This window comes from Streptomyces yangpuensis (genome assembly GCF_001005295.1).
Lineage (GTDB): Bacteria > Actinomycetota > Actinomycetes > Streptomycetales > Streptomycetaceae > Streptomyces > Streptomyces yangpuensis.
In genome coordinates this window covers 100,683-123,379 of the sequence record NZ_LBMK01000006.1, presented here as the reverse complement: position 1 = coordinate 123,379, position 22,697 = coordinate 100,683, and the positions used below count along the sequence as shown (strand labels likewise).

Sequence of the window (22,697 nt, the reverse complement as noted above, 5' to 3'; positions counted from 1 at the left end):
GAGGTTGATCGCGCCCCGGATCGGTCTACCAACGCATAGTCCTGTGCACCGAGCGAGGGGTTGTACCGACTGTGTTGAAGACTGCGTTCCGGATCGCTTCCACCGCCGCCCTGGTCACCGTCCCGCTGGTGTTCGGCTCGCCCGCCGGCGCCGCGACGGATCCGTACCCGGGCACCCCGCAGCAGATCCGTGATACCGGGCCCTGCGGCCCCACCGGCGGCTACAAGGCGGCGGAGTGGGAACAGACCACGACGGAACCGGGGATCCGCCCGGAGGTGGACCTCGCCGCGGTGCGCGAGGCCTGGTACTGGCGGCACGACAGAAACACGCTGTGGCGGGGCGACACACGGCCGAACCCCGACGCGATTTTCGCGAGCGGCTTCACGCCGCGCGGTACCGACCTCACCCCGCTGGCCCAGTGGATCATCGGGGGCGCCGGACAGCAGAACGCCGCGCACGTGAGCACCAGTTGTGAGCGGTGGGTGGCGCAGGAGTTCGCCACGGGTGGCGGGAACGACGGCTGGGTCTACGCGATCCAGGCCCCCGGCGGGATCGACGTCAACGCCACCGCGCGGCAGACCGGCATCCAGTCGCCCTACCTGTGGAACAAGGAGATCGACTTCCCCGGCGGTATCGAAGGCAGGTTCATCGAGGGGGCCTGCCAGTACCACTTCGTCGGCCTCGACCCGCAGACCAACGACCGGATCTACCAGAACCTCGGCTGCGTGACCAACAGCAACTTCGACCCCGGCTGGAAGAAGAGCACGGAGCACAAGGAACACAAGGAGCACGAGGAGCGCAAGGAACCGGCCGGTTCGCCGCACTGATCCATCCCCGGCGGGAGCGGTACCGCTCCCGCCGGTCGCGGCCGGGCCTCCCAACCGGGCTTCGGGGCAGGGGATTTGGACACGGCTGGGTAACGGGGGGCGCAACCCCTTGTCAGTGCAATTTCACATTACTATGTTACCGGTCACATCGCAGAGTCGCAGGCCGTAGAGCGTGCCCCTCCCTGGAGTGACCCATGACCAAGCGCACCCAACTCGCCCTCGCCACCGCCCTGGTGGCCGCACTCGCACTCGGCGCCTCGGGCTGCTCCGGCACCACGAAGGGTTCGAACGGTGCCGGCGGCGCGAACCCGGCCGCCGCCAACGACGGCAAGATCCTCGGCGGTACCCCGGTCAAGGGCGGCACCCTCACCGTCCTGTCCAACCAGGACTTCGCGCACCTCGACCCCGCGCGCAACTGGACCATGCCGACCATGGACTTCGGCACCCGGCTGCTCTACCGCACGCTCGTCACCTTCAAGGCCGAGCCCGGCAAGGCCGGCAGCGAGCTGGTCCCCGACCTCGCCACCGACCTCGGCACCCCCTCCAACGGCGGCCGCACCTGGACCTTCACCCTCAAGGAGGGCATCAAGTACGAGGACGGCACCCCGGTCAGGGCCCAGGACGTCAAGTACAACGTCGAGCGCTCCTTCGCCCCCGACCTCACCGGCGGCCCCGACTACGCCGCCCAGTACCTCGCCGGCACCGAGGGCTACAAGGGGCCGCTCCAGGGACAGCACCTCGACTCCGTGAAGACCCCGGACGACCGCACGATCGTCTTCGAACTGAAGCGGCCCGTCGCCGAGTTCTCCGCCACCGCCACCCTGCCCACCTTCGCCCCGGTGCCCCAGTCCCAGGAGAAGGGCACCCAGTACGACGCCCGTCCGTTCTCCTCGGGCCCGTACAAGATCGAGTCGTACGACCGCGACAAGAAGCTCGTCCTCGTCCGCAACGAGCACTGGGACCCGGGCACCGACACCGTCCGCAAGGCCTACCCGGACAAGTTCGTGGTCGTCATGGGCCTCAAGGGCGGCCAGATCGACGACCGGATCATCGCAGGCGAGGGCGCCGACGCCTCCACCGTCCAGTACGCCGACATGCGCCCCGAGAGCGCCCCCAAGGTGCTGCCCAAGCCCGAGGTCAAGGCCCGGCTGCTCGCCGAGTCCCAGGGCTGCACGGAGATGCTCCACCTGAACAACTCACGCGCTCCCTTCAACGACCCCAAGGTCCGCCAGGCCATGCAGTACGCCGTCGACAAGGAGGCCATCGTCACCGCGGGCGGCGGACCGGCCCTCAACGAGATCGCCACCGCCTACCTGCCCCCGGCCCTCTCCGGCGGCAAGCAGGCCGACACCCTGAAGATCCCCCCGGCAGGCGACCCGGCCAAGGCCAAGGAACTCCTCAAGGCCGCCGGCAAGGAGACCCTGAAGGTGTCCCTCTCCGTCTCCACCGGCGACAAGGGCAAGGCCGAAGCCATCCAGCAGGGCCTGTCCCGCGCGGGTATCGAGGTCGTCATCGACACCGTCGACCCGGGCGCCTACTACGACGTGATCGGCGACCTGTCCACCACCCCCGACATGACCCTCAGCGGCTGGTGCCCCGACTACCCCTCCGGCTCCACCTGGATCCCCTTCGTCTTCGACGGACGCACCATCAAGGAGAAGGGCAACCAGGGCAACTACAGCCAGTTCCGCGACGAGGAGGTCATGAAGCGGATCGACGAGATCAACGCCATGGCCGACGCCAAGCAGGCCAACCAGGCCTGGATCGACCTCGACGCGGCCCTGATGGCCAAGTCCCCGAACGTCCCGCTCCTGCTGGAGCGCAAGCCGCTCCTCGTCGGCACCAACATCGCGGGCGCCTTCGGCCACCCCGTCTGGACCGGCACCATCGACTACGCGACGGTCGGCCTCAAGGACCCCTCGAAGAGCCAGGGCTGAGGAACCCGGGGCCCTCGACACCATGACCACCACCATCCCCGGCGCTGCCCCCGACGCCGCCGCCGACACCGCCGCGGACCGGTCCGCGGCGGCCCCCGGCAGCAGCCCCTGGCAGCTCGCCCGGCGCGAACTGCGCCGCCGTCCCGCCGTCCGCGTCAGCCTCTGCATCGTCCTGCTCTTCGTCCTGATGGCCGTCGGCGCCCCCTGGCTGGGCGCCCTCGGCGGCTGGTCCCCGCACGAGTTCGACAAGAGCGCCGTGGACCCGTACCTCGGGGGCCAGCCGCTCGGCGCCCTCGGCGGGATCAGCCCCGAGCACTGGCTCGGCGTCGAACCCGTCACCGGCCGCGACCTGTACGCCCGCGTCGTCCACGGCGCCCAGGTCTCCCTCCTGATCGCCTTCGCGGCCACCGCCATCGTGGTCCTCGCCGGCACCGCCGCCGGGATCGCCGCCGGCTACTTCGGCGGCCGCACCGACACGGTCCTGTCCCGGCTGATGGACCTGACCATGTCCTTCCCGTCCCTCATCTTCATGATCGCGCTGCTCTCCGTGGCCAAGGACGTCAACCGGATCGTCCTCATGACCGCCGTCATCGGGATCTTCGGCTGGCCCGGCATCGCCCGCGTCGTCCGTGGCCAGACCCTCTCCCTCAAGCACCGCGAGTACGTCGACGCCGCCCGCGTGGGCGGCGCCGGCCCCTGGCGGATCCTGACCCGCGAGATCCTCCCGGGCGTCGCGGGCCCGGTCATCGCCTACACCACCCTGCTCATCCCCGGAATGATCAGCACCGAGGCCGCCCTCAGCTACCTCGGCGTCGGCGTCCGCCCGCCCACCCCCTCCTGGGGCCAGATGATCGCCGAGTCCGTCGCCTACTACGAGACCGACCCCATGTACTTCGTCATCCCCAGCGTCTTCCTCTTCCTCGCCGTGCTCGCCTTCACCCTGCTCGGCGACGCACTGCGCGACATCCTCGACCCGAGGGGCGGCCGCACATGATCGCCTACCTCGCCCGCCGGCTGCTCGCCCTCGCCGGCGTGCTCCTCGCCATCGCCGCCGTCACCTTCCTCATCTTCTACGTCCTGCCCGCCGACCCGGCCGCCGCGGCCTGCGGCAAGACCTGCAGCACCGAACGCATCGCGGACGTACGCCAACACCTGGGCCTCGACCAGCCCCTGTGGAAGCAGTTCGCCGACTTCCTGACCGGCATCTTCACCGGCCGCACCCTCGGCACCGGCCAGTACGCCGTCTCCTGCGACTTCCCCTGCCTGGGATACTCCTACGAGAGCTCCCTGCCCGTGTGGGACCTGCTCATGGACCGGCTCCCGGTCTCCGCCTCCCTCGCCCTCGGCGCCGCCGTGCTGTGGCTGCTCCTCGGCCTCGGCGCCGGAGTGACCGCAGCCCTGCGCAAGGACACCGCCACCGACAAGGCCCTCATGGTCGGCGCCGTCGCCGCCGCCTCGCTGCCCGTCTACTTCACCTCGGTCATGCTCATCTACGGCATCATCCGCATCGCCGGACTGCTGCCCTATCCCACCTACCAGGCCTTCACCGACAGCCCGATCGGCTGGGCCTCGAACCTGCTGCTGCCCTGGACCGCGCTCGCCCTGCTCTACGCCGCCATGTACGCGCGCCAGAGCCGGGGTTCGATGATCGAGGCGATGGCCGAGCCCTACATCCGTACCGCCCGCGCCAAGGGCATGCCCGAGCGGACGGTCGTCGTCAAACACGGCCTGCGCTCCGGGATGACGCCGATCCTGACCATCTTCGGCATCGACCTCGGCGGTCTCCTCGCCGGCGCCGTCATCACCGAGTCGATCTTCGGACTTCCCGGCATCGGCAGGCTCTTCTACGGCGCCCTGGTCAACTCCGACCAGCCCGTGGTCCTCGGCGTCACCCTCCTCGCGGCCTTCTTCATCGTCGTCGCCAACCTCGTCGTCGACCTCCTGTACGCCGTCATCGACCCGAGAGTGAGGTACTGATGACGACCACCGCCGCTCCGCTCCTCGACGTACGCGACCTGCGCGTCACCTTCACCACCCCCCGGGGGACCGTCCGGGCCGTCGACTCCGTCGGCTTCACCGTCGAGGCCGGCCGCACCCTCGGCATCGTCGGTGAATCCGGCTCCGGCAAGTCCGTCACCTCGCTCGCCGTCATGGGCCTGCACCGCGGCCCGGTCGAGGTCACCGGCTCCGTCGCGCTCGCCGGACGGCCGCTCACCGGCCTGACCGAGCGCGAGCTCGCCAAGGTCCGCGGCCGCCGGATGGCCATGATCTTCCAGGACCCGCTCTCCAGCCTGCACCCCTACTACACCGTCGGCGAGCAGATCGCCGAGCACTTCCGCGTGCACTTCAAGGCCGGCCGCGCCGCCGCCCGCAGACGCGCCGTCGACATGCTCGGCGAGGTCGGCATCCCCGAACCTGCCCGCCGGGCGGGGGAGTACCCGCACCAGTTCTCCGGCGGCATGCGCCAGCGCGCGATGATCGCCATGGCCCTGGCGTGCGAACCAGACCTGCTGATCGCCGACGAGCCGACCACCGCCCTGGACGTCACCGTGCAGGCCCAGATCCTGGAACTGATCGCGAGACTCCAGCAGGAACGCGGACTCGGCGTCGTGATGATCACCCACGACCTGGGTGTGGTCGCCCGCGTCGCCCACGAGGTCCTGGTCATGTACGGCGGCCGGGCCGCCGAACAGGCCCCGGTCGACGAGCTGTTCGCCGACCCCGCCCACCCCTACACCCGCGGTCTGCTCGACTCGCTGCCCCGCCTCGACACCGCCGACGACGAACCGCTCCCCTTCATCCCCGGCTCCCCGCCGTCCCTCCTCGCACCCGCCCCCGGCTGCGCCTTCGCACCGCGCTGCCCACTGGCCGCCGACCGCTGTACCGACGTACGGCCCGGCCTCGCGGCGTACGGGGACGGCGCCGGCCGTACGGTGGCCTGCCACTTCGCCGGGGCCCGCACCGCCCAGGAGGCGGCCCGATGACCGAGACCACCACCCCGGCCGCCACCGGGACCACCACCGCGGCCACCACCGAGGCCGCGCCCGGCACCCCCGCACCGCTGCTGTCCGTACGGGACCTGACCATGACCTTCCCGGGCCGGCGATCCGCGACCGGGCGCCGGGGGGCGCCCGTGCGCGCCGTCGACGGGGTCTCCTTCGACCTGGCGGCCGGACGCACCCTCGGCCTGGTCGGCGAGTCGGGCTGCGGCAAGTCCACCACCGGACGGATGCTCGTACGGCTGCTGCAGCCCACCTCCGGCCGGGTCGTCTTCGACGGCGAGGACATCAGCCGCCTCTCCCAAGGCGCCCTGCGCCCGCTGCGGGGGAGCATCCAGATGGTCTTCCAGGACCCGCACTCCTCGCTGAACCCCCGCCAGACGGTGGCCCGGATCATCTCCGAACCGCTGCTGGTGCAGGGCCGCAGCGCCGGGGACGCCCGGCGCCGGGCCGCCGAGCTGATGGAACTCGTCGGACTGATCCCGGAACACATCGACCGCTACCCGCACGAGTTCTCCGGCGGCCAGGCCCAGCGCATCGGCATCGCCCGCGCGCTGGCCACCGGCCCCCGGCTGATCGTCGCCGACGAGCCGGTCTCCGCCCTCGACGTCTCCGTCCAGGCGCAGATCGTCAACCTGATGGAGCGGCTGCGCGCCGAACTCGGCCTCGCCTACGTGTTCATCGCGCACGACCTGTCGGTGGTCAAACGGGTCAGCGACCGGGTCGCCGTCATGTACCTCGGCCGGATCGTCGAGATCGGGGACAAGGCGTCCCTCTACGAGAACCCCCAGCACCCCTATACCCGGGCGCTGTTGTCCGCCGTACCGCTGCCCGACCCGGCGGCGGAGCGGCGGCGGGAGCGGATCGTGCTGCTCGGCGACCCGCCGAGCCCGGCCGCCCCGCCTCCGGGCTGCACCTTCCATCCGCGCTGCCCCAAGGCGCAGGAGATCTGCCGGACGGAGCGGCCGCTGCTGCGGCTTGCCGCCTCGCGCGAGGTGGCCTGTCACTTCCCGGGTGACTGACGGGGATCACGGGAAGAAGCGGGGACCCGGGGCCGACACGATCCGCCCCGGGTCCTTGCGTTACCCGATGTTCCCCCTGGTCTGCCGTAGCATCACGCACCACAAATGATCTAGGGGCGGACATGACATCGAGTAGTGGTGGATTCACGGCGAACGCCGCGTCCATCAACGGAAGTTCCCATCTCCTCGTGGAACTCGCGGGCCTGCTGTACGCGGGGCGCCCGGACGGCGAGCTCACCGTCATGGCCCGGGTGCCCCGCTCGCACCAGGAGGTGTCCATGGCCCTGGACTCCTTCGCGCGGTTCGGCAACGACCAGTACCTGGACACCGTTTCGCTGCTGGCGGCGCTGGCCACGAAGCTCAAGGTGGCCGGCGGCGACTACGCGCAGACCGACCACGCCACGGAGGGGGCCTTCCGCTCGGTGCTCGACAACGGCCGGTTCATACCGGCCGAGGACAGGTGACGTCATGACCTACCGCACCGAGGTCGAGTTCCTCGAACTGTGCAGCCCTCCCCTGATCGAACGCACCGCCCACGAGTACCGCAGGCTCCACCTGCTCCTGGACTCGGCGGACCCCGCCTTCCTGAAGGCGACGCGCACCCAGTGGGTGAGCGAGGCCGAGGAGCTCTACGTCAAACGGCTGGGCGAGGCGGAGAAGCTGGCCACCGCCCTGTCGGGCGCCTTCCGCACCGTCCACGCGGCGCTCGTCGACTACGCCGAGGCCGTCGGCCGGGCGAAGGAACGCTTCGAGAGCGGCCTGGCGAGCGAGCGCGCCCTCTCCCGGGTCATGGCGCGGGTGGCCAGCCCGGTGACCGAGACCGCCCAGCGGGCCGAGCCGATGCGGCAGTGGGAGGACCTCCGCAAGCGCACCGGAGTCCTCGACTGGCTGGCGGAGATCACCGTCGACGTCGACGAGATCCGCGAGGAGGCGGAGCAGCACTACAACAGTGCGAAGGACGCCTTCGGCGACGCCGACCGCATCGAAAGCGCAGCACGCACCACGTGCGTGACCGCACTGGGCAAGGCCCGAAAGGACCTGCCCGACTTCCGCGGCGACCTGCCCCACCCGTCGGTGCTCCTCGCCGGGATGCCGGCCCTGCGGCAGGAGGTGGGAGAGGCGGCGCACGACCCCCACGCCGTGCTGCCCGGCGGCGGCCCCCGCGTCGACGGCATCGCCGCGAACCCCGGCGCCGAGACCGTGTCCCCCAAGCTGCGGGAGATCCGGTCCCGGCTGGCCGGACTTCCGCCCGCCATGGACCAGAACGAATGGCTGCCGTCGGACTCGGACGAGGACCGGCGTGAGTGGATCCGCGCCAACCGCGCGCACATCCGGGACGCGGCCGCGTACACGGGCCTGCCGGCCGACATGCTCGCGGGAATCGCCTGGAAGGAGGTGCAGGGCGACCCGAAGTGGGCCGACAACATCGCGGTGAACTACCGGCGCAACCAGTACGAGGTCTGGCCGGAGTTCCAGTGGGTGGCGGACAAGGCCGGCCTGTCGGGCGAGGCGGACCAGACGTCCATGGGGCCGATCGCCATCCAGCTCCGCCGCTCCGCCGAAGTGCTCGGCTACGACCCGGAGAACCTCACGCGGGACCAGCGGGACGAGATCCAGACGGCGACGCAGAACCCTTCGACGAACATCTACATCGCCGCCGAGTACCTCGCGCAGCTCAAGGCGGAGAGTACGTTCGCGAACGTGCCCGCCGAGCAGATGACCCCTGCCCAGTACCAGGAACTCGCCGCCCGGTACAACGGCGGACCGGGCTGGCGTACGGACGAGGCGCAGGCCTACGGTCGTGGCTTCGGCGCGAACATCGACAACGCGAGGCGGGCCCTGAATGACTGAGCGACGGACAGCGGGAGCCACGCTCGCGCACGCGGTCACGGCCGCGTGGGGGGCCGTGCTGGTGGGGCTGCACGCGGTGGCGGGGTTCTTCGTGCTGAACGCGGTGCTCACCGCGTCCGAAGGGCCCTGGGACCGTACGGTGACGGGCACCGCGCGGCTGATGGCGGGGCTCGGGCTGACGGTGGAGCTGGTCGCCCTCGCGGTGACGGCGGCCGGCGTCAACACGGGACGGCTGCGGCGCTGGTGGTACGCGCCGGCGGCGGCTCTGGTGGTCATCGCCCTGGTGCGCATGGTGTTCGCCCCGCGGCCCTGACCGCCCGGCGGCGGGGCGGTCAGGGGGAGCGGGCGAAAGACCCGTCAGACCCGGCCGAGTTCGCTGCGGAAGAACTCCAGCTCCAGCGCCATGATCTTCTCGCGGGTGCCGCCCGGGGTCATGTGGGTGACGCCCGGCAGGGCCAGCAGCTGGTGCGGGCGGCCCGCGTCCGTCAGGGCCTGTGACAGGCGCAGGGTGTGCGAGGGGTGGACGTTGTCGTCGGCCAGGCCGGTGACCAGCAGCAGCGGCCGGGACAGCTTCGGGGCGTCGGGCAGCAGCGAGTCCCGCTCGTAGACCTCCGGGTGCTCCTGCGGCAGGCCCAGGTACCGCTCGGTGTACGCGGTGTCGTAGTGCCGGAAGTCGGTGGGCGCGGCCCCGGCGGCCGCGGCGTGGAAGACGTCGGGGCGGCGCAGCACCGCCATGGCCGACAGGTAGCCGCCGTACGACCAGCCGCGGACGCCGACCCGGCCCAGGTCCAGGTCGCCGTGGCGGGCGGCCAGCGCGTGCAGCGCCGCGACCTGGTCGTCGAGGGTGACCTCGGAGAAGCCGCGGTACATGGCGTGGGTGTGGGCGGGGGAGACGTACGCGGTGCCGCGGTTGTCGACGGTCACCACCGCGAAGCCCTGGTCGGCCCACCACTGGCGGTGCTGCCAGCGGCGCGGGTCGGCGGTGATGTCCTGGGCGCCGGGACCGCCGTAACTGTCCATCAGGACGGGCAGCTTCCGCCCGGGGACGTGCCCGCGGGGCAGTACGAGTGCGGTGGGGATCGCGTGCTCGGTGACCCGCTCCAGGACCGGGGTCACCCGGTAGGGCAGCGGCTGGGACAGGTCGGCTGGGCTCAACTCCCGCCCGTCGGGGGTGCGTACGGTGCGCCGGACGCCGTCGGCGTCGGCGGAGGTCAGCAGCAGGAAGCCGGCCGAGGCGGTCACGCCGTGGACGCCCGGCCCGTCCGCGAGCGGGGTGGTCTCCCCGGTGGCGGTGTCCAGCAGCAGCACCTGCTGCTCGGCCGGGTCGCGCAGCCCGGCCTCGATCAGCAGCCGCCCCTGGTGGACCCCGGCCACCCGGCGGACCTGGACGCCGTTCCCGGTGAGCGGGACGCCGTCCACGGCGAGGCCGCGGGCGGCCCCGTCGGGGGTGTCGGCCGAGGTCAGCATCCGCCCGTCGGGCAGGCGGGCCGGGGTGCCGGGGACCAGGGGGTCCACCCACTGCGGGTGCGTGGTGCGGGACAGCTCCCGGGTGCGGCCGGTGGCCGGGTCGGCGGTGAGCAGCAACACGGTCTGCTGGAGCCGGTCCTGGACGGTGAGCAGGATCTCACCGGCCGACTCCCAGCCCGCGTCGGAGACGTACGGGAAGGCCTTGGTGTCCCATTCGATCCGGGTCCGGGCCCCGTCCGGGCCGAGTACCCACAGCTGGACGTCGGCGTTGGGTCCGCCGGCCTCCGGGTAGGCGAAGTCCTCGGCCGGCAGCTCGGGGTGGGCGGGGTCGGTGAACCACCGGCGCTGGAGGGCGGATTCGTCGACGCGGGCGGCGAGCAGCGTGAATCCGTCGGGGGACCACCAGTGGCCGCGGGAGCGCCCGAGCTCCTCGGCGGCGGCGAATTCGGCCAGGCCCCAGCGGGCCCCGTCGTCGGGGCTGACCCGGCCGCCCGGGGCGACGTACAGGACGTCGTCGGCGACGTAGGCGGTGCGCGAACCGTCGGCGCTGGGCCGCGGGTCGAGCGCGGGGCCCGCGGCGGGGATCTCCCGGAGGGTTCCGGCGCCGTCGGCGGTGACCTCGTAGAGCCGTCCGTACAGCGCGAAGGCGGCGCGCCGCCCGTCACCGGAGAGGGCGTACGAGCCGATCCCGGAGGCCACGAGCCGGGTCCGCTCGCGCAGCCGGCGCTCGGCGGTGGGGAGGGGGCCGGGCTCGGGGCACAGCTCGCGGGGATCGGCAAGCCGGATCTCTGCGCCGGTGGTGGTATCGAGCACCCAGAGGCTGTCGAAGGCATCGGCGGGTCCGGTCGACCGGAGGAACCAGAGCAGCCGGCCGTCGTCCCCGAAGGACAGTGCCCGCGGGGCTCCGTGGGTGAAGCGGGCCGTGCTCGCGGAGAGCCTGAGGAAGTCATCCATGCCCGTAGTGTGACATGTGAAATGTCACCCCCACTAGGCCGTTCGAGTGGTGACCCCAGGGGTGCGGGCTTAGCGTCGGGAGGGTGGACCCGAACGCTACGCCGAGCAGACGGACCGACGGCGACGACGGCACGGTCCGAGGAAGCGGCAACGGACTCGCCCTGTTCGTGATCGCGTCCTGCCAACTCATGGTGGTTCTCGACATCACGATCGTGAACATCGCGCTACCGCACATCCAGACCGCGCTGGACTTCTCCACCGAGAGCCTCTCCTGGGTCGTCAACGCCTACACCCTCGCCTTCGGCGGCCTGCTGCTCCTCGGCGGCCGCACCGGCGACATCCTCGGCCGCAAACGCGTCTTCATCTTCGGTGTCCTGCTCTTCGGCCTGGCCTCGCTCCTCGGCGGACTCGCCCAGAACGAGGGTCAGTTGATGGCGGCGCGGGCCCTCCAGGGCGTCGGCGGCGCCATCGCCTCGCCGACCTCCCTCGCACTGATCACCACCACCTTCCGCGAAGGCCCGGCCCGTAACCGGGCGTTCGGCGTGTTCGCCGGGGTCTCGGCGGCCGGCGGCGCGATCGGGCTCCTCGCGGGCGGCATCCTCGTCGAGTGGCTCGACTGGCGCTGGGTCCTCTTCGTCAACGTCCCCATCGCGCTGGTGATCGCCGTACTGGCCCGGAAGGTCCTGCGCGAGTCCGAACGCCACCCCGGCCACTTCGACTTCGCGGGTGCGCTGCTGTCCACCCTGGGCATGGTCGCGCTCGTCTACGGATTCATCCGGGCCTCCCAGGAGGGCTGGCGCGACCCGGTGACGCTCGGCTCCTTCGGCGCCGCAGTGGTCCTGCTGACGCTGTTCATCCTCAACGAGCGGAGATCGCCGCAACCCATCACGCCGCTGCACATGTTCGCCGACCGCAACCGGGCCGGCACGTACGGGATCATGCTGATGCTCGCCTGCGCGATCTTCGGCATGTTCTTCTTCCTGACCCTCTTCGTGCAGATCGTGCTCGGCTTCAGCCCGATCCAGGCCGGGCTCGCCTTCCTGCCGGTCAGCGCGGTGATCGCGGTGGGTGCGGGCCTCACGGCGAAGCTCCTGCCGAAGTTCGGGCCGAAACCGTTCATGGTCTGCGGCGCGCTGTCCTCGGCGGTCGGGCTGGCCTGGCTGACGCAGATCGACGTTCACTCGACGTACCTCGGCAGCATCCTGGGCCCGATGCTGTTCTTCGCCCTCGGCATGGGCCTGCAGTTCGTCTCGCTGACGCTGATGGCCCTGTCCAACGTCCCCGACCGCGAGTCGGGAGCGGCGTCCGGGCTGCTCAACACGATGCAGCAGGTGGGCGGCTCGCTCGGGCTGTCGATCCTGGTGACCGTCTACGGCACGGCCAGCCGCAACGAGGCCAAGGAGCAGGTGCCCGACTTCCTCGCCACGGCGGGCCCCGTGCAGAAGGCCTTCTTCGAACGCACCGGACAGCTCCCCAAGCCGTGGAGCGACCAGGTGCTGACCTCGGGCATCAGCACCGCCTTCGTCGTGGCGGCCCTGTTCACCCTGGTCGGGGCGGTGATCGCGCTCTTCGTCATCCAGGTCCGCCCCTCCGACCTCGAACGCCTCCAGGGCAACCACAAACCGGCGGCCGACCGCATCTGAACCGCCGGGCCGACCGCCGGCCGCCCGTGGGGACGGGAGCGGGCTCAGGCCACCGGGACCCCGGTGACACGGGACACGAAGCCGTTGAGATTCGCCGCCATGCGGGCGAGGCGCTCGTCGACGGTCAGCGACTCCTCCTGCCGGCCGGCGCGCAGCTTCGGCTGCCGCTTGCCGCGTACGTAGAGGGAACAGGCCAGGTCCGCGCAGATGTACGTGCCGACCGTGTTGCCCTCGCGGCCGCGGGCGCCCGCCAGCGGCGCGGCGAGCAGGGTGACGCCGGAGGAGGCGTGGCCCGTCAGGCAGATCTGGCACAGGCTGGACTTCACCGCGCTGGTGCGCCCCACGGACGGCACGCGCAGGGAGATCCCCACCGGCCCCTCGGCCCGGGGCATCACGAGATGGGCCCGCAGCGGGGCACCCGGGTCCACCCAGCCCAGGAAGTCGAGGTGCTCCCAGGGCGTGTCGGCGAAGTCGAGCGGCAGCCGCATGCGGGCCGCCTCGCCCTTGGTGCAGTTCACGAAGGACGCACGGATCTGTTTCTCGCTGAGTGGTTCCACGGGCGTCGACCTTATGGCGCACCCCGGCCGGCCCGCACCCCAATATCGGGCGCGGGCCGCCGGGCGGTCGCTACCGGTCCAGGCGGCGGACCCGGCAGCGCGCCGGTCCCGCCGTCCGCAGGGTGATCCCCGCGCTGACCGGGACCTCCGCGTCCAGCGCCTCGAACGAACAGGTCCGCAGGATCATCGCCAGCGCGAGCACCGACTCCAGCATCGAGAAGTGCTGCCCGATGCAGGCGCGCGGGCCGCCGCCGAAGGGGAACCACGCATAGCGCGGCCGCCCGGCCTCCGCCTCCGGTGTGAAGCGGTCCGGGTCGAAGCGGTCCGGGTCCGGCCAGTAGTCCGGGTGGCGGTGCGTCACCCAGGGGGCCACGATCACGTCGGCGCCCGCGGGGATCGTGCGCCCCCCGATCCGGGTCGCGGCGACGGCCTTGCGGCCGATGACCGGCGCGGCCGGGTACAGCCGCATGGCCTCCTTGACCACCCGCGAGAGGTACGGGAGCCGGTCCAGGTCGCCGGCCTGCGGCGGGCGGTCGCCCAGGACGCTGGTGATCTCCTCGCGGACCCGGTCCTGCTGCTCGGGGTGGCGGGCCAGCAGGTGCAGGGCGAAGCAGAGGGAGGTGGCGGTCGTCTCGTGCCCGGCGAGCAGGAAGATCAGCACCTGGTCGCGGAGCTCGTCGGCGTCGAACTCCCCGTCGTCCGCGCTCCGGGCGGCGGCCAGCAGCGTCAGCAGGTCCTCGCCGGTGCCGTCGGCGGGGCCGTCGGCGGCGGGGCCGCTCGGGCCGGCCTGCCGCCGCTGTGCGACGATCCGGTCGCAGACCTCGTACAGCTCGTCGATCGCGGCGGCGGCCCGCCGGTTGCCCGGGGTGGGCCAGTGGCGCGGGATGTTGGCGGGGGAGTACCCGCGGCGCAGCACGTACTCCGTGATGACCGGGAAACAGCGGGCCACGACATCGGCGGTGGCCTCCACGTCGGTCCCGAACAGGATCCGGGTGACGGCGCGCAGGGCGAGGTGCGTCATCTCGTCGGAGACGTCGACGACGCCGTCCAGGGCCTCCTCCCAGGCGGCGATGACGGACGCGGTCTCGGCGGCGATCGCCCCCGCGTACCCGTCCACCCGGCGCCGGGTGAACAGCGGCTGGACGAGCCGGCGCTGGCGCAGGTAGTCCTCGTCCTGACTGGTCAGCAGGCCGTTGCCGATGGAGTCCCGGACCTCCTGGTAGAAGGAGTTGTCCTTGCGGAAGTTGGCCGCCTCGGAGGCGAGCACCTGCTGCGCGCCCTCGGGGGAGAACACGCAGTACAGCTCGGCCCGCATCCCGGGCGGCCCCGCCGAGACCCGTACGACGTCACCGCGCTGCTGCTGCGCCCGCAGATAGGTGCCGAGCGAGTCCGACTTCAGGTCCTGGAGGGACCCCAGCAGCGGCGCCCCGGGAAACAGGGGAAACTCCGAACCCGTGCCGACGACGCCTGGGTTCCTGCCCAATGCCATACCGATGCCCGTCCCCTCGTCCCTGCCGGAGCCCGATTCTGCCCCCCGCCCCCGCCCCCTGGCGAGCCCTCCGCCCCAACGGAACAGAGCGGATCCGCCTATCCGCGGCAGGGGTCCTCCAGTACGGGAATGCAGGGCGACAGGGCCGTCTCCGTGTCCTCGGTGACCCGGCCGCGGACCATGCGCAGGACACGGACCTCGTTCTCGCGGCCGGGATCCTCGTCGTCGCGCACGTGCATCACCCCGTAGGAACCGGGCGCCAGGCCGCCGACCTCGCCGAAGAACGCCAGGACCGCCGGGTCACGGTGGTTGCGGAAGCCGCCGAGGTGGAGGAACAGCTCGCCGTTCATCCACCGCAGGTCGAGCAGACCGGGACCGGCGATCTCCCCGGTCCGGGCGGTGACGGCCCCGGCGATCCGCCGGAGGCCGTCACCGCCCGGACTGCCGTCGCTGTCCTCGTCGTCGGCGCTCTCCTGGACGCTGATCCAGCCCTGGTACTCGAATCACGGCCTCAGAGCACCCGCCGGTAGCGGAGCTCGGAGAGGGTGACGCCGTCGTAGACGTCGTCCTGCGTGCCGCCGTCGGCCTGATAGCCGGCCCGCTCGTAGAACCGCCGGGCCCGCCCGTTGTCCTGGAGGACCCACAATGCCGACGTCTCGAAGCCCCGGCCCTTCATCGCCGCGTGGGCCTCGTCGAGGAGCTCGCGGCCGATGCCGGTGCCGATGACGTCGGGCGCCACGTAGAGGGCGTAGACCTCACCCACCCGCGCCACGCCGGGGATCCCCTCCTGGGGCGGGCCGAAGCAGACCCACCCCACCGGGCCGCGGTCGCCGACCGCCACGAGGTCCCTGGTCTTCCGCCCGGGGCGGAAGAACCGCTGCCTGCGCCGGTCGGCGTCCTCCCCGACCGTCATCGCGTCCAGGCAGGACCGGGGAACGATGCCGGCGTACGCCGCCTGCCAGCCCCGGACCCGGATCGCCGAGACGGCCTCGATGTCGGCCTCGTCCATCTCACGCACGCGCACATGCACCATCGCGCCAAGGTAAGCCACGCCCGGCGCGCCGAACCACCGATTACCGACCGGGGGTTGAGGCGGGCTACGCCGGTTCGACGGGCAGCCACAGCTCGCAGGTCGCGGTGCTGAAGTCCACCGCGCGGTCGAGGGTGGCGACGATCGAGGGACCCGGCCGCAGGCGCCACGGGTTGGAGGGGAACCAGTCGGTCGCGGTCGCCGCCCAGGTCGTCTGCAGGGCCTGCGGATGCGGTCCGCTGGTACGGAAGACGGCCCACATCCCGCCCGGCACCTCGATGGTGTCGAGGCCGTCCGGGGCCGGGGTGTCCCCGCCCAGGGCGACTCCGTGCAGGTAGGTCAGTTCGCTGCCCTCCGTGGCGTCGGGGTCGAGGTCGTCGGAGACCTGCAACAGGCCGCCCGGTTCGGTGTCGCCGAGGGCCTTCAGCCGGAGGTGTTCCTCCCGCGGCAGTGCGCTGATGTGCTCCTGGATGTGCGGGTTGACGCCCTGGTGCACGAGCGGGACCCGGGCGGCGTGTCCGACGAGCCGGAACGCGGGGCGGTTGACGAGGCGGGTGTCCATGGGGACGCTCCCTTCGACGGTCAGGCGGAACCTGAGCTGCGGTTGTGTACGCAAGGGGCCGCCGGTCCGGCGTACGTCGCCGGGCCCGGCACCGTGGACCGCCCGGAAGGCGCGTCCGAACGCCTCGCTCGAGCCGTATCCGTGCCGGACCGCGATGCTCAGCAGATCCGCCTCGCCGCGCACGACGTCGGCGGCGGCAACGGTCATGCGCCGCCGGCGCACGTATTCGGACAGCGGCATGCCGGCCAGGGACGAGAACATCCGGCGCAGGTGGTACTCGGTAGTGCCGAGCGACCCGGCCAGTCCCTGGACGTCGGGCTCCTCGGCGAGGTGCTCCTCGACGAGATCGACCAGCTGGTTGAGCGCAGAGATCACGGGGCCTCCTTTCGACTGCAACCCTCGCAGCGGCCGCCCCCGCCGCACCCGACCGCCGCGAACCGATCCGATCAGGCCGGCCGCAGACCCCTCAGCGGGCCAGCGACGCGAAGGTGGCGGCCGCCACGGCTGCGCCCATCGCGGTGCCCGCCAGGACCTGGGCGGGGGTGTGGTCGCGCAGCACCACGCGGGACCAGCCGACGACGGCGACCACGGCACAGGCGAGGAGCACCCACGGCCCGTGGACCATGGCGAGCATCGCCACGCTCCCGGCGGACACGCCCGCGTGCACGCTGATCTTCCACGCGGGGGTCACGGCGAGCAGGGCCGCCAGGGTGACCAGCATCGCCGCGATCAGCGCGGTCATCGTCCGGGGAGCGCCGAGGGCCCACAGCAGCAGGGTGCCGGTGGCGACCGAGGCCCCGGCGAAGGACATCACGAGGATCCGCTGCGGCCGCGGTCCGACGTGCCGGTCGGCCCAACGGCCGCGGCGGATGCCGTACTTGATGAAGGCCAGCGGAATGCCCGCGGCGAACAGGCAGCCGAGGAGCCCCCACCCGATCCCGGCGAGACGGTCGGTGTGCCAGCCGACGAGGACGCTGTCGGCGATGATCCACGTCTTGGGATCGAGCCCGTCGGTGACCAGCCGCGCCGTCCGGGCCGCGCCGGACGTAGTGACCGGGTGGCCTTGAACTTCCGCAGGGGGCATCAGACGCTGTCGAAGATGCTGCCGACCGTTTCCGTGAGCCGGTGCCGCCACTTGTGGCGGCGGTTGCAGTACTGGCTCGGGAACCAGCGCCGCTCCTGCGGAATCGGCTGGTTGCACCATTTGCACAGCACCGTACGGCCCCTGCTCGCGAAGTCCCCCATGCCCGTGACCCTACCGGCTGTTCTCCGAATGGCTCGTGGCGGGCGGTCCGGTGGAGACCGGGACGGTCTGCCAGGTCAACCCGTAGGCGCCGCCGAGCCGGCAGGTGTTGCCGGCGTACTGACCGCCGGCCCACCGAACCTCGCCCGGGTCAGCGTGGGGATTCGACCAGGCCGGTCGCGATGAGTTCCTTGGTGCGGGTGACTGCTTCCGCGATCTCGGGGTGGCGGCCTGCGGGCGGGAAGAAGTCGACCGCGCCGACCGCGCCGTGGTTCGCCCACAGGCAGGTGGTCATGGGAAAGGTCTCCCAGACGTTCTTCTGGCAGGTAATGGCGGCCGTCGTGGTGGTGACCGTCTCCGCCTCGCCGACCAGAGTGCGTTCGTCGTCCCCGGCCAAGGACGTGCTGTACACGGTTTTGACGGTCTTGAGCGGGTCGGGAACGGATCCGTAGAGGTCGTACTCGGCCGCGATGTGCGGCGCCGCCAGCGTCCGCCCTCCGACGGCGAGGCTGATCCGGTCCGGGCCGTGGCAGACGTAGTCCTCGGAGGCGTTCTCCCCCTTGTGCTCGGGCAGGGACTCGTCCTTGTGGGCGTTGAGGCCGTACCGGATCGAGCCGCGCTTGCGGTCACAGGTCATGTTCTGGACCGTCGGCACCCGGGACTTGTCGTACCGGATCCCGGTGTCCTCGCCGAGCAGCTCTGCCTTCGGCTCCGTCTTCGGCTCCGTCTTCGCCTTCGGCTCCGCCTGCGGTTCCGATGCGTCACCACCGCACCCCGCCAGCAGCAGTACCAGCCCCGCGGCCCCCACCGCGCCCTTCCAACCGCGCATGTCCGCGCCCCCTCGCTGCTCGCACCGTCTGATGATCGACTTCGGAACCATAGGCGAGCCATGCCGGTTGGCCGGAATCCGGCGTTTCTACGCATTTCTTCCCAGAGGAAGGCTCTGCCCGGGCTCCGCGGCTGCGGGGACGGGAGAGCCCCCACACCGTAGTCGGTGCGGGGGCCGCGGTGCGGGGGCCATGCCTGGTCGGGCAGCGGCATCGCTCACGGCGCAGGATCGCACCCTTCTCGCCCTCTTACTCCGCGACGATCTGCAGCTTGTACTCGGGGCTGAACGTGCGGCGCTTCGGCACGGGCGCCGGGTCGACTGCGGACGGACTGGTACTCGTCATCACGGTGGAACTCCTACTCGGAGCCCTCTCAGGCAACCCGCCGCAGCGAAATGTCTCTCCCAAGGCGTCAGAGTTCGACCGGGCTGTCGTCCGTACCGAGTTCGGCCCAGAACTTGCCAAAATCGTCAAGGCCGGCGAGCGGCGAAGACTGGGCGAGATCGACGATGCCTCGGACAACGGCGTGAACCATCTGTGGGTCCCCTGAGTCCATCGCCTGGTCAAGGCGGATGAACATCTCTTCACTGGTGTGCGCGCGCTCCGCGAAGACCCGCTTGAAGTAGAGCTTCAGGCTCTTCTCGGCCGCGTGGATGCGATCGACCTGGACATGCTCCGCCGCGGCGATGGCAGCGCGCTTCGTCCGCTCCTGCTGCCGAATCCTTCCGTACTCGCGGGCGGCCGCCACGATCTCGTTGAGGGCGGCGAACGCATCAGCAGTGGGAATCGGTGAGGACTTCGATCGCAGGACCTTGCCGGTGTGCACCGTGTCAGACATCCACGGCCTCCTTGATCAGGGTTCGGTACCTCATCTTGAAGCCAGCCGTCTCCTGGTTCAGTTCTCCGGATTCGTCGACGACTTGGGTCGACGCAACGTCGCGAACGGCCATGGTCAGCGTCAGCGCCTGCCGGAACGGACCCGCGTGGTTCGCGGGGTCGAACGGCTCGGACTCGAGCAGGTCGAGGGCGGATGTCGCTCGCACGACAAGCTGGTCGAGCACCATCTCCAGTTCCTCGGCCCGCACGGTGATCGCGTCGAACTTCACCTTCGTCGCCTGCATCTCGGCGATGGCGACGTTGACCTGGGCCTCGTTCTCGCGAGCTTTGGTCTTTGCCTTCTCGCCCTGCCCGGCGACCACGAGGCCGCTCACGAGGATCGCGGGCCCTACCGTGACGAAGTTGAGGGCAGCGGCTCCGACCGCCATTCCGCCGCCGCCCGACGCAAGGCTGCCACCACCGAGTGCGGCCAGAGTCGCGTTCGTCATGGCCACTCCGGACAGGCTCGAGATGGCGGTACCGGTACTCGCGGTGGCGAGCGTGGTGACCGCGGCGGTGACCCCGGTGTTGATCCCGACCCCCGTCACCGCGGCCCGTACGATCCCGCGCATCCAGGAGACGGCGTCCTGCCCAAGACTCCGATCGAGCTTGACCTGTCCGGTCGTCGAGTCGAGTCCGTCCACCAAGAGCTTCTCGCTCTCCGACACCTGCTTCTCGTGGCGCCGCAGGAAGTCGGCCATGCGCTCGACGACCACGTGGAAGGCGTGCTCCTGGCGGGTGCCGAGTGCCTTCAGCTTCTCGTTCGTGACCAGCTCGTGCGCCTCGAGCTTGTGACGTTCCTCATCGTAGCGCTCTCCGGCCTTCCGGATACGGCTGTTGGCCTGCTTGATGTCGTAGCCACCCTTGAGTCCAAGGGCCGCACCGCTCGCACCGCTGACGACCCCGACGCCCATCAGGACAAGCGGAACCAGAGGAAGGACCATCGAATTTCTCCCCATCGGATCACGGTGCTCGCAACCCTCGAATCGTAGTGTCATCGGGCCGGGCCTGCGGGAGAACGGAAAGGATGCCCCGCCTGGAGGCCTCGTGGCCGACCAGGCCCGGCGCACCTGCGGGCGCCCTGCACGACGAGGCCGAGCTCGCCGTGCTCACCGGAAGCACGACCCGCGACGTCCCCGTCTGAGGGCGCCGGGCGGCGGTGTCTGGCGGCTGTCGGAGGCTTCGCCTAGATTTCGCGACATGGCGCTGAATGACATCACCCGATCCGCGGTTCTGCAGGCCGTCGAGGAGTACGACCGGCGGGGCCGGGATGCGTTCCTGGAGAAGTACCGGTTCGGCCCCGCTCGCAGCTACGTGCTCTTGATCGATGGCAAGGAGTACGACTCCAAGGCCATCGTGGGGGCGGCGCACGGCCACCTCCCCGGCCTCGAGCCGTTGGGGAGTGACGAGTTCTCCGGCGGCAAGAACCACGCCGCCAAGCTGTTGGGCGACCTCGGTTTCGAAGTCGTGGCTCGCGACGCGGTCTGACGTCCCGGTGCCCGACACCGGGGGTCGGTGTCGGCCACCGAGTACGGAGTACGAGGGAACGACGCACATGGCTCTCCGGACGGGAGGAGAGCCATGTGCGTCATGAGCTGCTCAGACCTGGTCCTGCATAACTGGTATGCGCCGTCTCACGAGCCGAGCTGTCCACTGCGCACGCCCTCGACGATCGCCGCGAACGAGCTCGGCGCGATGAGCAGCGCCGCTCCCTGCGGGTCCTTGCTGTCGCGGATCGCGATCTGGTGCTGGCATGTTGAGGTGTCGTGCCCCGTGCCGCCAAAGGGCACGACACCCCGCCGATCAGATGTCGCGGAAGATCTCGATCTGGGCGCCCACCGAGTTGAGGCGCTCGGCCAGTTCCTCGTAGCCGCGGTTGATGACGTAGACGTTGCGCAGCACCGAGGTGCCCTCGGCCGCCATCATCGCCAGGAGGACGACCACCGCCGGGCGGAGGGCCGGCGGGCACATCATCTCCGCCGCGCGCCAGCGGGTGGGCCCCTCGACCAGGACGCGGTGGGGGTCCAGCAGCTGGAGGCGGCCGCCCAGGCGGTTCAGGTCCGTCAGGTAGATGGCGCGGTTGTCGTACACCCAGTCGTGGATCAGGGTCTGGCCCTGGGCGACGGCGGCGATGGCCGCGAAGAAGGGGACGTTGTCGATGTTCAGCCCCGGGAAGGGCATCGGGTGGATCTTGTCGATCGGCGCCTCGAGTTTCGAGGGGCGGACCGTGAGGTCGACGAGCCGGGTGCGGCCGTTGTCCGCCGTGTACTCCGCCGAGCGGTCGTGGTCGAGGCCCATCTCCTCCAGGACCGCGAGCTCGATCTCCATGAACTCGATCGGGACCCGGCGGATCGTCAGCTCCGACTCCGTGACGACCGCGGCGGCGAGCAGGCTCATCGCCTCGACCGGGTCCTCGGAGGGGGAGTAGTCGACGTCCACGTCGATGTTCGGTACGCCGTGGACGGTGAGCGTGGTGGTGCCGACGCCCTCGACCTTGACGCCCAGCGCCTCCAGGAAGAAACACAGGTCCTGGACCATGTAGTTGGAGGAGGCGTTGCGGATGACGGTCACGCCGTCGTGCCGGGCGGCCGCCAGCAGCGCGTTCTCGGTGACGGTGTCCCCGCGCTCGGTCAGCACGATCGGGCGGTCGGGGGAGACCCCGGTCGCGACCTTCGCGTGGTAGATGCCCTCGGTCGCGGTGATGTCCAGGCCGAAGCGGCGCAGGGCGATCATGTGCGGCTCGATGGTGCGGGTGCCGAGGTCGCAGCCGCCGGCGTACGGCAGACGGAAGGTCTCCATCCGGTGCAGCAGGGGGCCCAGGAACATGATGATGCTCCGGGTCCGGCGGGCCGCGTCCGCGTCCATGGCCTCCATGTCGAGGCGGGCCGGCGGGACCAGCTCCAGGTCCACGCCGTCGTTGATCCAGCGGCTGCGGACGCCGATGGAGTTCAGGACCTCCAGGAGGCGGTAGACCTCCTCGATGCGGGCCACCCGGCGCAGCACGGTACGGCCCTTGTTGAGCAGCGAGGCGCAGAGCAGGGCGACGCACGCGTTCTTGCTCGTCTTGACGTCGATGGCGCCGGAGAGGCGTCGGCCGCCGACTACGCGCAGGTGCATCGGGCCGGCATAGCCGAGGGAGACGATCTCGCTGTCGAGAGCTTCACCGATTCGGGCGATCATCTCAAGGCTGATGTTCTGGTTGCCGCGCTCGATCCGGTTCACTGCGCTCTGGCTGGTGCCGAGGGCTTCGGCGAGCTGACTCTGTGTCCAGCCCCGGTGTTGCCGGGCGTCACGGATGAGCTTGCCGATGCGTACGAGGTAGTCGTCTGCCATGGGGGCACCGTATCTCACATATGAGATGACTCCTGCGTCGGGTGTGGCGGACGGGTGTGTCGCCCGGCGTGTCGGGCTGG

Annotated in this window: 23 protein-coding genes and 1 pseudogene; 11 read left to right on the top strand and 13 right to left on the bottom strand. The window is 71.1% G+C overall.

All coding sequences use genetic code 11. From position 1 onward, the window contains the following. Positions 1–71: 71 nt before the first annotated feature. The 9 genes from AAT21_RS27015 (at position 72) to AAT21_RS26975 (ending at position 8,949) form a co-directional block, all read left to right on the top strand. The gene (locus AAT21_RS27015; RefSeq protein ID WP_157879797.1) at positions 72–827 is read left to right on the top strand and encodes a scabin-related ADP-ribosyltransferase; all 756 of its coding nucleotides are present in this window, start codon (positions 72–74) and stop codon (positions 825–827) included. 194 nt (positions 828–1,021) lie between these two features. Continuing rightward, positions 1,022–2,764 (top strand): ABC transporter substrate-binding protein, encoded by a 1,743-nt coding sequence (locus AAT21_RS27010; protein WP_046779547.1) that lies wholly within the window; start codon positions 1,022–1,024, stop codon positions 2,762–2,764. A gap of 22 nt (positions 2,765–2,786) precedes the next feature. Then, a complete protein-coding gene (locus AAT21_RS27005) occupies positions 2,787–3,758 on the top strand; it encodes an ABC transporter permease (protein WP_107081404.1) in 972 nt (323 codons plus the stop codon). Then, on the top strand, positions 3,755–4,741 hold the full coding sequence (locus AAT21_RS27000; RefSeq protein WP_046779546.1) for an ABC transporter permease: 987 nt from the start codon (positions 3,755–3,757) through the stop codon (positions 4,739–4,741). Before AAT21_RS27005 ends, AAT21_RS27000 begins: the two co-directional genes overlap by 4 nt. Next, entirely contained in the window at positions 4,741–5,748 is a 1,008-nt protein-coding gene (locus AAT21_RS26995) for an ABC transporter ATP-binding protein (RefSeq protein ID WP_046779545.1), read from the top strand. The genes AAT21_RS27000 and AAT21_RS26995 overlap by 1 nt, the downstream gene beginning before the upstream one ends. Next, positions 5,745–6,785, top strand: a complete 1,041-nt coding sequence (locus tag AAT21_RS26990) for an ABC transporter ATP-binding protein (protein WP_046779544.1) — start codon at positions 5,745–5,747, stop codon at positions 6,783–6,785. Before AAT21_RS26995 ends, AAT21_RS26990 begins: the two co-directional genes overlap by 4 nt. 122 nt (positions 6,786–6,907) lie before the next feature. Then, the gene (locus tag AAT21_RS26985; RefSeq protein WP_046779543.1) at positions 6,908–7,249 is read left to right on the top strand and encodes a hypothetical protein; all 342 of its coding nucleotides are present in this window, start codon (positions 6,908–6,910) and stop codon (positions 7,247–7,249) included. Between the two features lie 4 nt (positions 7,250–7,253). Further along, positions 7,254–8,636 (top strand): hypothetical protein, encoded by a 1,383-nt coding sequence (locus AAT21_RS26980; RefSeq protein WP_046779542.1) that lies wholly within the window; start codon positions 7,254–7,256, stop codon positions 8,634–8,636. Next, on the top strand, positions 8,629–8,949 hold the full coding sequence (locus AAT21_RS26975; protein ID WP_157879796.1) for a hypothetical protein: 321 nt from the start codon (positions 8,629–8,631) through the stop codon (positions 8,947–8,949). Before AAT21_RS26980 ends, AAT21_RS26975 begins: the two co-directional genes overlap by 8 nt. Positions 8,950–8,993: 44 nt before the next feature. Here AAT21_RS26975 and AAT21_RS26970 read toward each other — a convergent pair whose 3' ends face one another. Beyond that, a complete protein-coding gene (locus tag AAT21_RS26970; RefSeq protein ID WP_046779540.1) occupies positions 8,994–11,057 on the bottom strand; it encodes a S9 family peptidase in 2,064 nt (687 codons plus the stop codon). Between the two features lie 83 nt (positions 11,058–11,140). On the opposite strand from AAT21_RS26970, the gene AAT21_RS26965 reads away from it, so the two are divergent. Continuing rightward, complete coding sequence (locus AAT21_RS26965; RefSeq protein ID WP_046779539.1) at positions 11,141–12,700, top strand: MFS transporter; 1,560 nt, start codon at positions 11,141–11,143, stop codon at positions 12,698–12,700. A 44-nt stretch (positions 12,701–12,744) separates the two neighbouring features. Here AAT21_RS26965 and AAT21_RS26960 read toward each other — a convergent pair whose 3' ends face one another. The 10 genes and pseudogenes from AAT21_RS26960 to AAT21_RS26915 all read right to left on the bottom strand — a co-directional run bounded on the left by AAT21_RS26960 (position 12,745) and on the right by AAT21_RS26915 (position 20,228). Then, positions 12,745–13,257 carry an FBP domain-containing protein gene (locus AAT21_RS26960; protein ID WP_046779538.1) on the bottom strand — a complete coding sequence of 171 codons (513 nt, stop codon included), beginning with the start codon at positions 13,255–13,257 and terminating at the stop codon, positions 12,745–12,747. Positions 13,258–13,327: 70 nt separating this feature from the next. Beyond that, positions 13,328–14,746 (bottom strand): cytochrome P450, encoded by a 1,419-nt coding sequence (locus tag AAT21_RS26955; protein WP_046779537.1) that lies wholly within the window; start codon positions 14,744–14,746, stop codon positions 13,328–13,330. 98 nt (positions 14,747–14,844) lie between these two features. Next, a pseudogene (locus AAT21_RS26950) lies at positions 14,845–15,237 on the bottom strand (Imm7 family immunity protein); the annotation flags it as partial. A gap of 20 nt (positions 15,238–15,257) precedes the next feature. Continuing rightward, positions 15,258–15,779 carry a GNAT family N-acetyltransferase gene (locus AAT21_RS26945; protein WP_046779535.1) on the bottom strand — a complete coding sequence of 174 codons (522 nt, stop codon included), beginning with the start codon at positions 15,777–15,779 and terminating at the stop codon, positions 15,258–15,260. 64 nt (positions 15,780–15,843) lie between these two features. After that, entirely contained in the window at positions 15,844–16,713 is an 870-nt protein-coding gene (locus AAT21_RS26940; RefSeq protein ID WP_046779534.1) for an AraC family transcriptional regulator, read from the bottom strand. 91 nt (positions 16,714–16,804) lie between these two features. After that, positions 16,805–17,422, bottom strand: coding sequence for a hypothetical protein (locus AAT21_RS26935; protein ID WP_046779533.1), 618 nt, complete (start codon positions 17,420–17,422; stop codon positions 16,805–16,807). After that, on the bottom strand, positions 17,422–17,583 hold the full coding sequence (locus AAT21_RS37770; RefSeq protein ID WP_157879795.1) for a hypothetical protein: 162 nt from the start codon (positions 17,581–17,583) through the stop codon (positions 17,422–17,424). Before AAT21_RS37770 ends, AAT21_RS26935 begins: the two co-directional genes overlap by 1 nt. Before the next feature lie 149 nt (positions 17,584–17,732). Then, positions 17,733–18,410 carry a hypothetical protein gene (locus AAT21_RS26930; protein WP_046779532.1) on the bottom strand — a complete coding sequence of 226 codons (678 nt, stop codon included), beginning with the start codon at positions 18,408–18,410 and terminating at the stop codon, positions 17,733–17,735. A 410-nt stretch (positions 18,411–18,820) separates the two neighbouring features. Continuing rightward, positions 18,821–19,246 carry a hypothetical protein gene (locus AAT21_RS26920; protein ID WP_046779531.1) on the bottom strand — a complete coding sequence of 142 codons (426 nt, stop codon included), beginning with the start codon at positions 19,244–19,246 and terminating at the stop codon, positions 18,821–18,823. Then, positions 19,239–20,228 carry a hypothetical protein gene (locus AAT21_RS26915; RefSeq protein WP_046779530.1) on the bottom strand — a complete coding sequence of 330 codons (990 nt, stop codon included), beginning with the start codon at positions 20,226–20,228 and terminating at the stop codon, positions 19,239–19,241. Before AAT21_RS26915 ends, AAT21_RS26920 begins: the two co-directional genes overlap by 8 nt. 256 nt (positions 20,229–20,484) lie before the next feature. On the opposite strand from AAT21_RS26915, the gene AAT21_RS26910 reads away from it, so the two are divergent. After that, positions 20,485–20,772, top strand: a complete 288-nt coding sequence (locus AAT21_RS26910) for a hypothetical protein (RefSeq protein ID WP_046779529.1) — start codon at positions 20,485–20,487, stop codon at positions 20,770–20,772. A 146-nt stretch (positions 20,773–20,918) separates the two neighbouring features. Here the strand turns inward: AAT21_RS26910 and AAT21_RS36145 are convergent, their stop codons facing one another. Then, positions 20,919–21,074 (bottom strand): DUF397 domain-containing protein, encoded by a 156-nt coding sequence (locus tag AAT21_RS36145; RefSeq protein ID WP_079025984.1) that lies wholly within the window; start codon positions 21,072–21,074, stop codon positions 20,919–20,921. 13 nt (positions 21,075–21,087) lie between these two features. Next, on the bottom strand, positions 21,088–22,617 hold the full coding sequence (locus AAT21_RS26905; protein WP_046779528.1) for a helix-turn-helix domain-containing protein: 1,530 nt from the start codon (positions 22,615–22,617) through the stop codon (positions 21,088–21,090). Positions 22,618–22,697: the final 80 nt, after the last annotated feature.

What these genes read in the sequence shown, in the direction of transcription:
- AAT21_RS27010 (WP_046779547.1), top strand. Translation starts at nt 1,022, where the DNA reads ATGACCAAGCGCACCCAACTCGCCCTCGCCACCGCCCTGGTGGCCGCA.
- AAT21_RS27005 (WP_107081404.1), top strand. Translation starts at nt 2,787, where the DNA reads ATGACCACCACCATCCCCGGCGCTGCCCCCGACGCCGCCGCCGACACC.
- AAT21_RS27000 (WP_046779546.1), top strand. Translation starts at nt 3,755, where the DNA reads ATGATCGCCTACCTCGCCCGCCGGCTGCTCGCCCTCGCCGGCGTGCTC.
- AAT21_RS26995 (WP_046779545.1), top strand. Translation starts at nt 4,741, where the DNA reads ATGACGACCACCGCCGCTCCGCTCCTCGACGTACGCGACCTGCGCGTC.
- AAT21_RS26990 (WP_046779544.1), top strand. Translation starts at nt 5,745, where the DNA reads ATGACCGAGACCACCACCCCGGCCGCCACCGGGACCACCACCGCGGCC.
- AAT21_RS26985 (WP_046779543.1), top strand. Translation starts at nt 6,908, where the DNA reads ATGACATCGAGTAGTGGTGGATTCACGGCGAACGCCGCGTCCATCAAC.
- AAT21_RS26980 (WP_046779542.1), top strand. Translation starts at nt 7,254, where the DNA reads ATGACCTACCGCACCGAGGTCGAGTTCCTCGAACTGTGCAGCCCTCCC.
- AAT21_RS26975 (WP_157879796.1), top strand. Translation starts at nt 8,629, where the DNA reads ATGACTGAGCGACGGACAGCGGGAGCCACGCTCGCGCACGCGGTCACG.
- AAT21_RS26970 (WP_046779540.1), bottom strand. Translation starts at nt 11,057, where the DNA reads ATGGATGACTTCCTCAGGCTCTCCGCGAGCACGGCCCGCTTCACCCAC.
- AAT21_RS26955 (WP_046779537.1), bottom strand. Translation starts at nt 14,746, where the DNA reads ATGGCATTGGGCAGGAACCCAGGCGTCGTCGGCACGGGTTCGGAGTTT.
- AAT21_RS26945 (WP_046779535.1), bottom strand. Translation starts at nt 15,779, where the DNA reads ATGGTGCATGTGCGCGTGCGTGAGATGGACGAGGCCGACATCGAGGCC.
- AAT21_RS26935 (WP_046779533.1), bottom strand. Translation starts at nt 17,422, where the DNA reads ATGCCCCCTGCGGAAGTTCAAGGCCACCCGGTCACTACGTCCGGCGCG.
- AAT21_RS37770 (WP_157879795.1), bottom strand. Translation starts at nt 17,583, where the DNA reads ATGGGGGACTTCGCGAGCAGGGGCCGTACGGTGCTGTGCAAATGGTGC.
- AAT21_RS26930 (WP_046779532.1), bottom strand. Translation starts at nt 18,410, where the DNA reads ATGCGCGGTTGGAAGGGCGCGGTGGGGGCCGCGGGGCTGGTACTGCTG.
- AAT21_RS26920 (WP_046779531.1), bottom strand. Translation starts at nt 19,246, where the DNA reads ATGTCTGACACGGTGCACACCGGCAAGGTCCTGCGATCGAAGTCCTCA.
- AAT21_RS26915 (WP_046779530.1), bottom strand. Translation starts at nt 20,228, where the DNA reads ATGGTCCTTCCTCTGGTTCCGCTTGTCCTGATGGGCGTCGGGGTCGTC.
- AAT21_RS26910 (WP_046779529.1), top strand. Translation starts at nt 20,485, where the DNA reads ATGGCGCTGAATGACATCACCCGATCCGCGGTTCTGCAGGCCGTCGAG.
- AAT21_RS26905 (WP_046779528.1), bottom strand. Translation starts at nt 22,617, where the DNA reads ATGGCAGACGACTACCTCGTACGCATCGGCAAGCTCATCCGTGACGCC.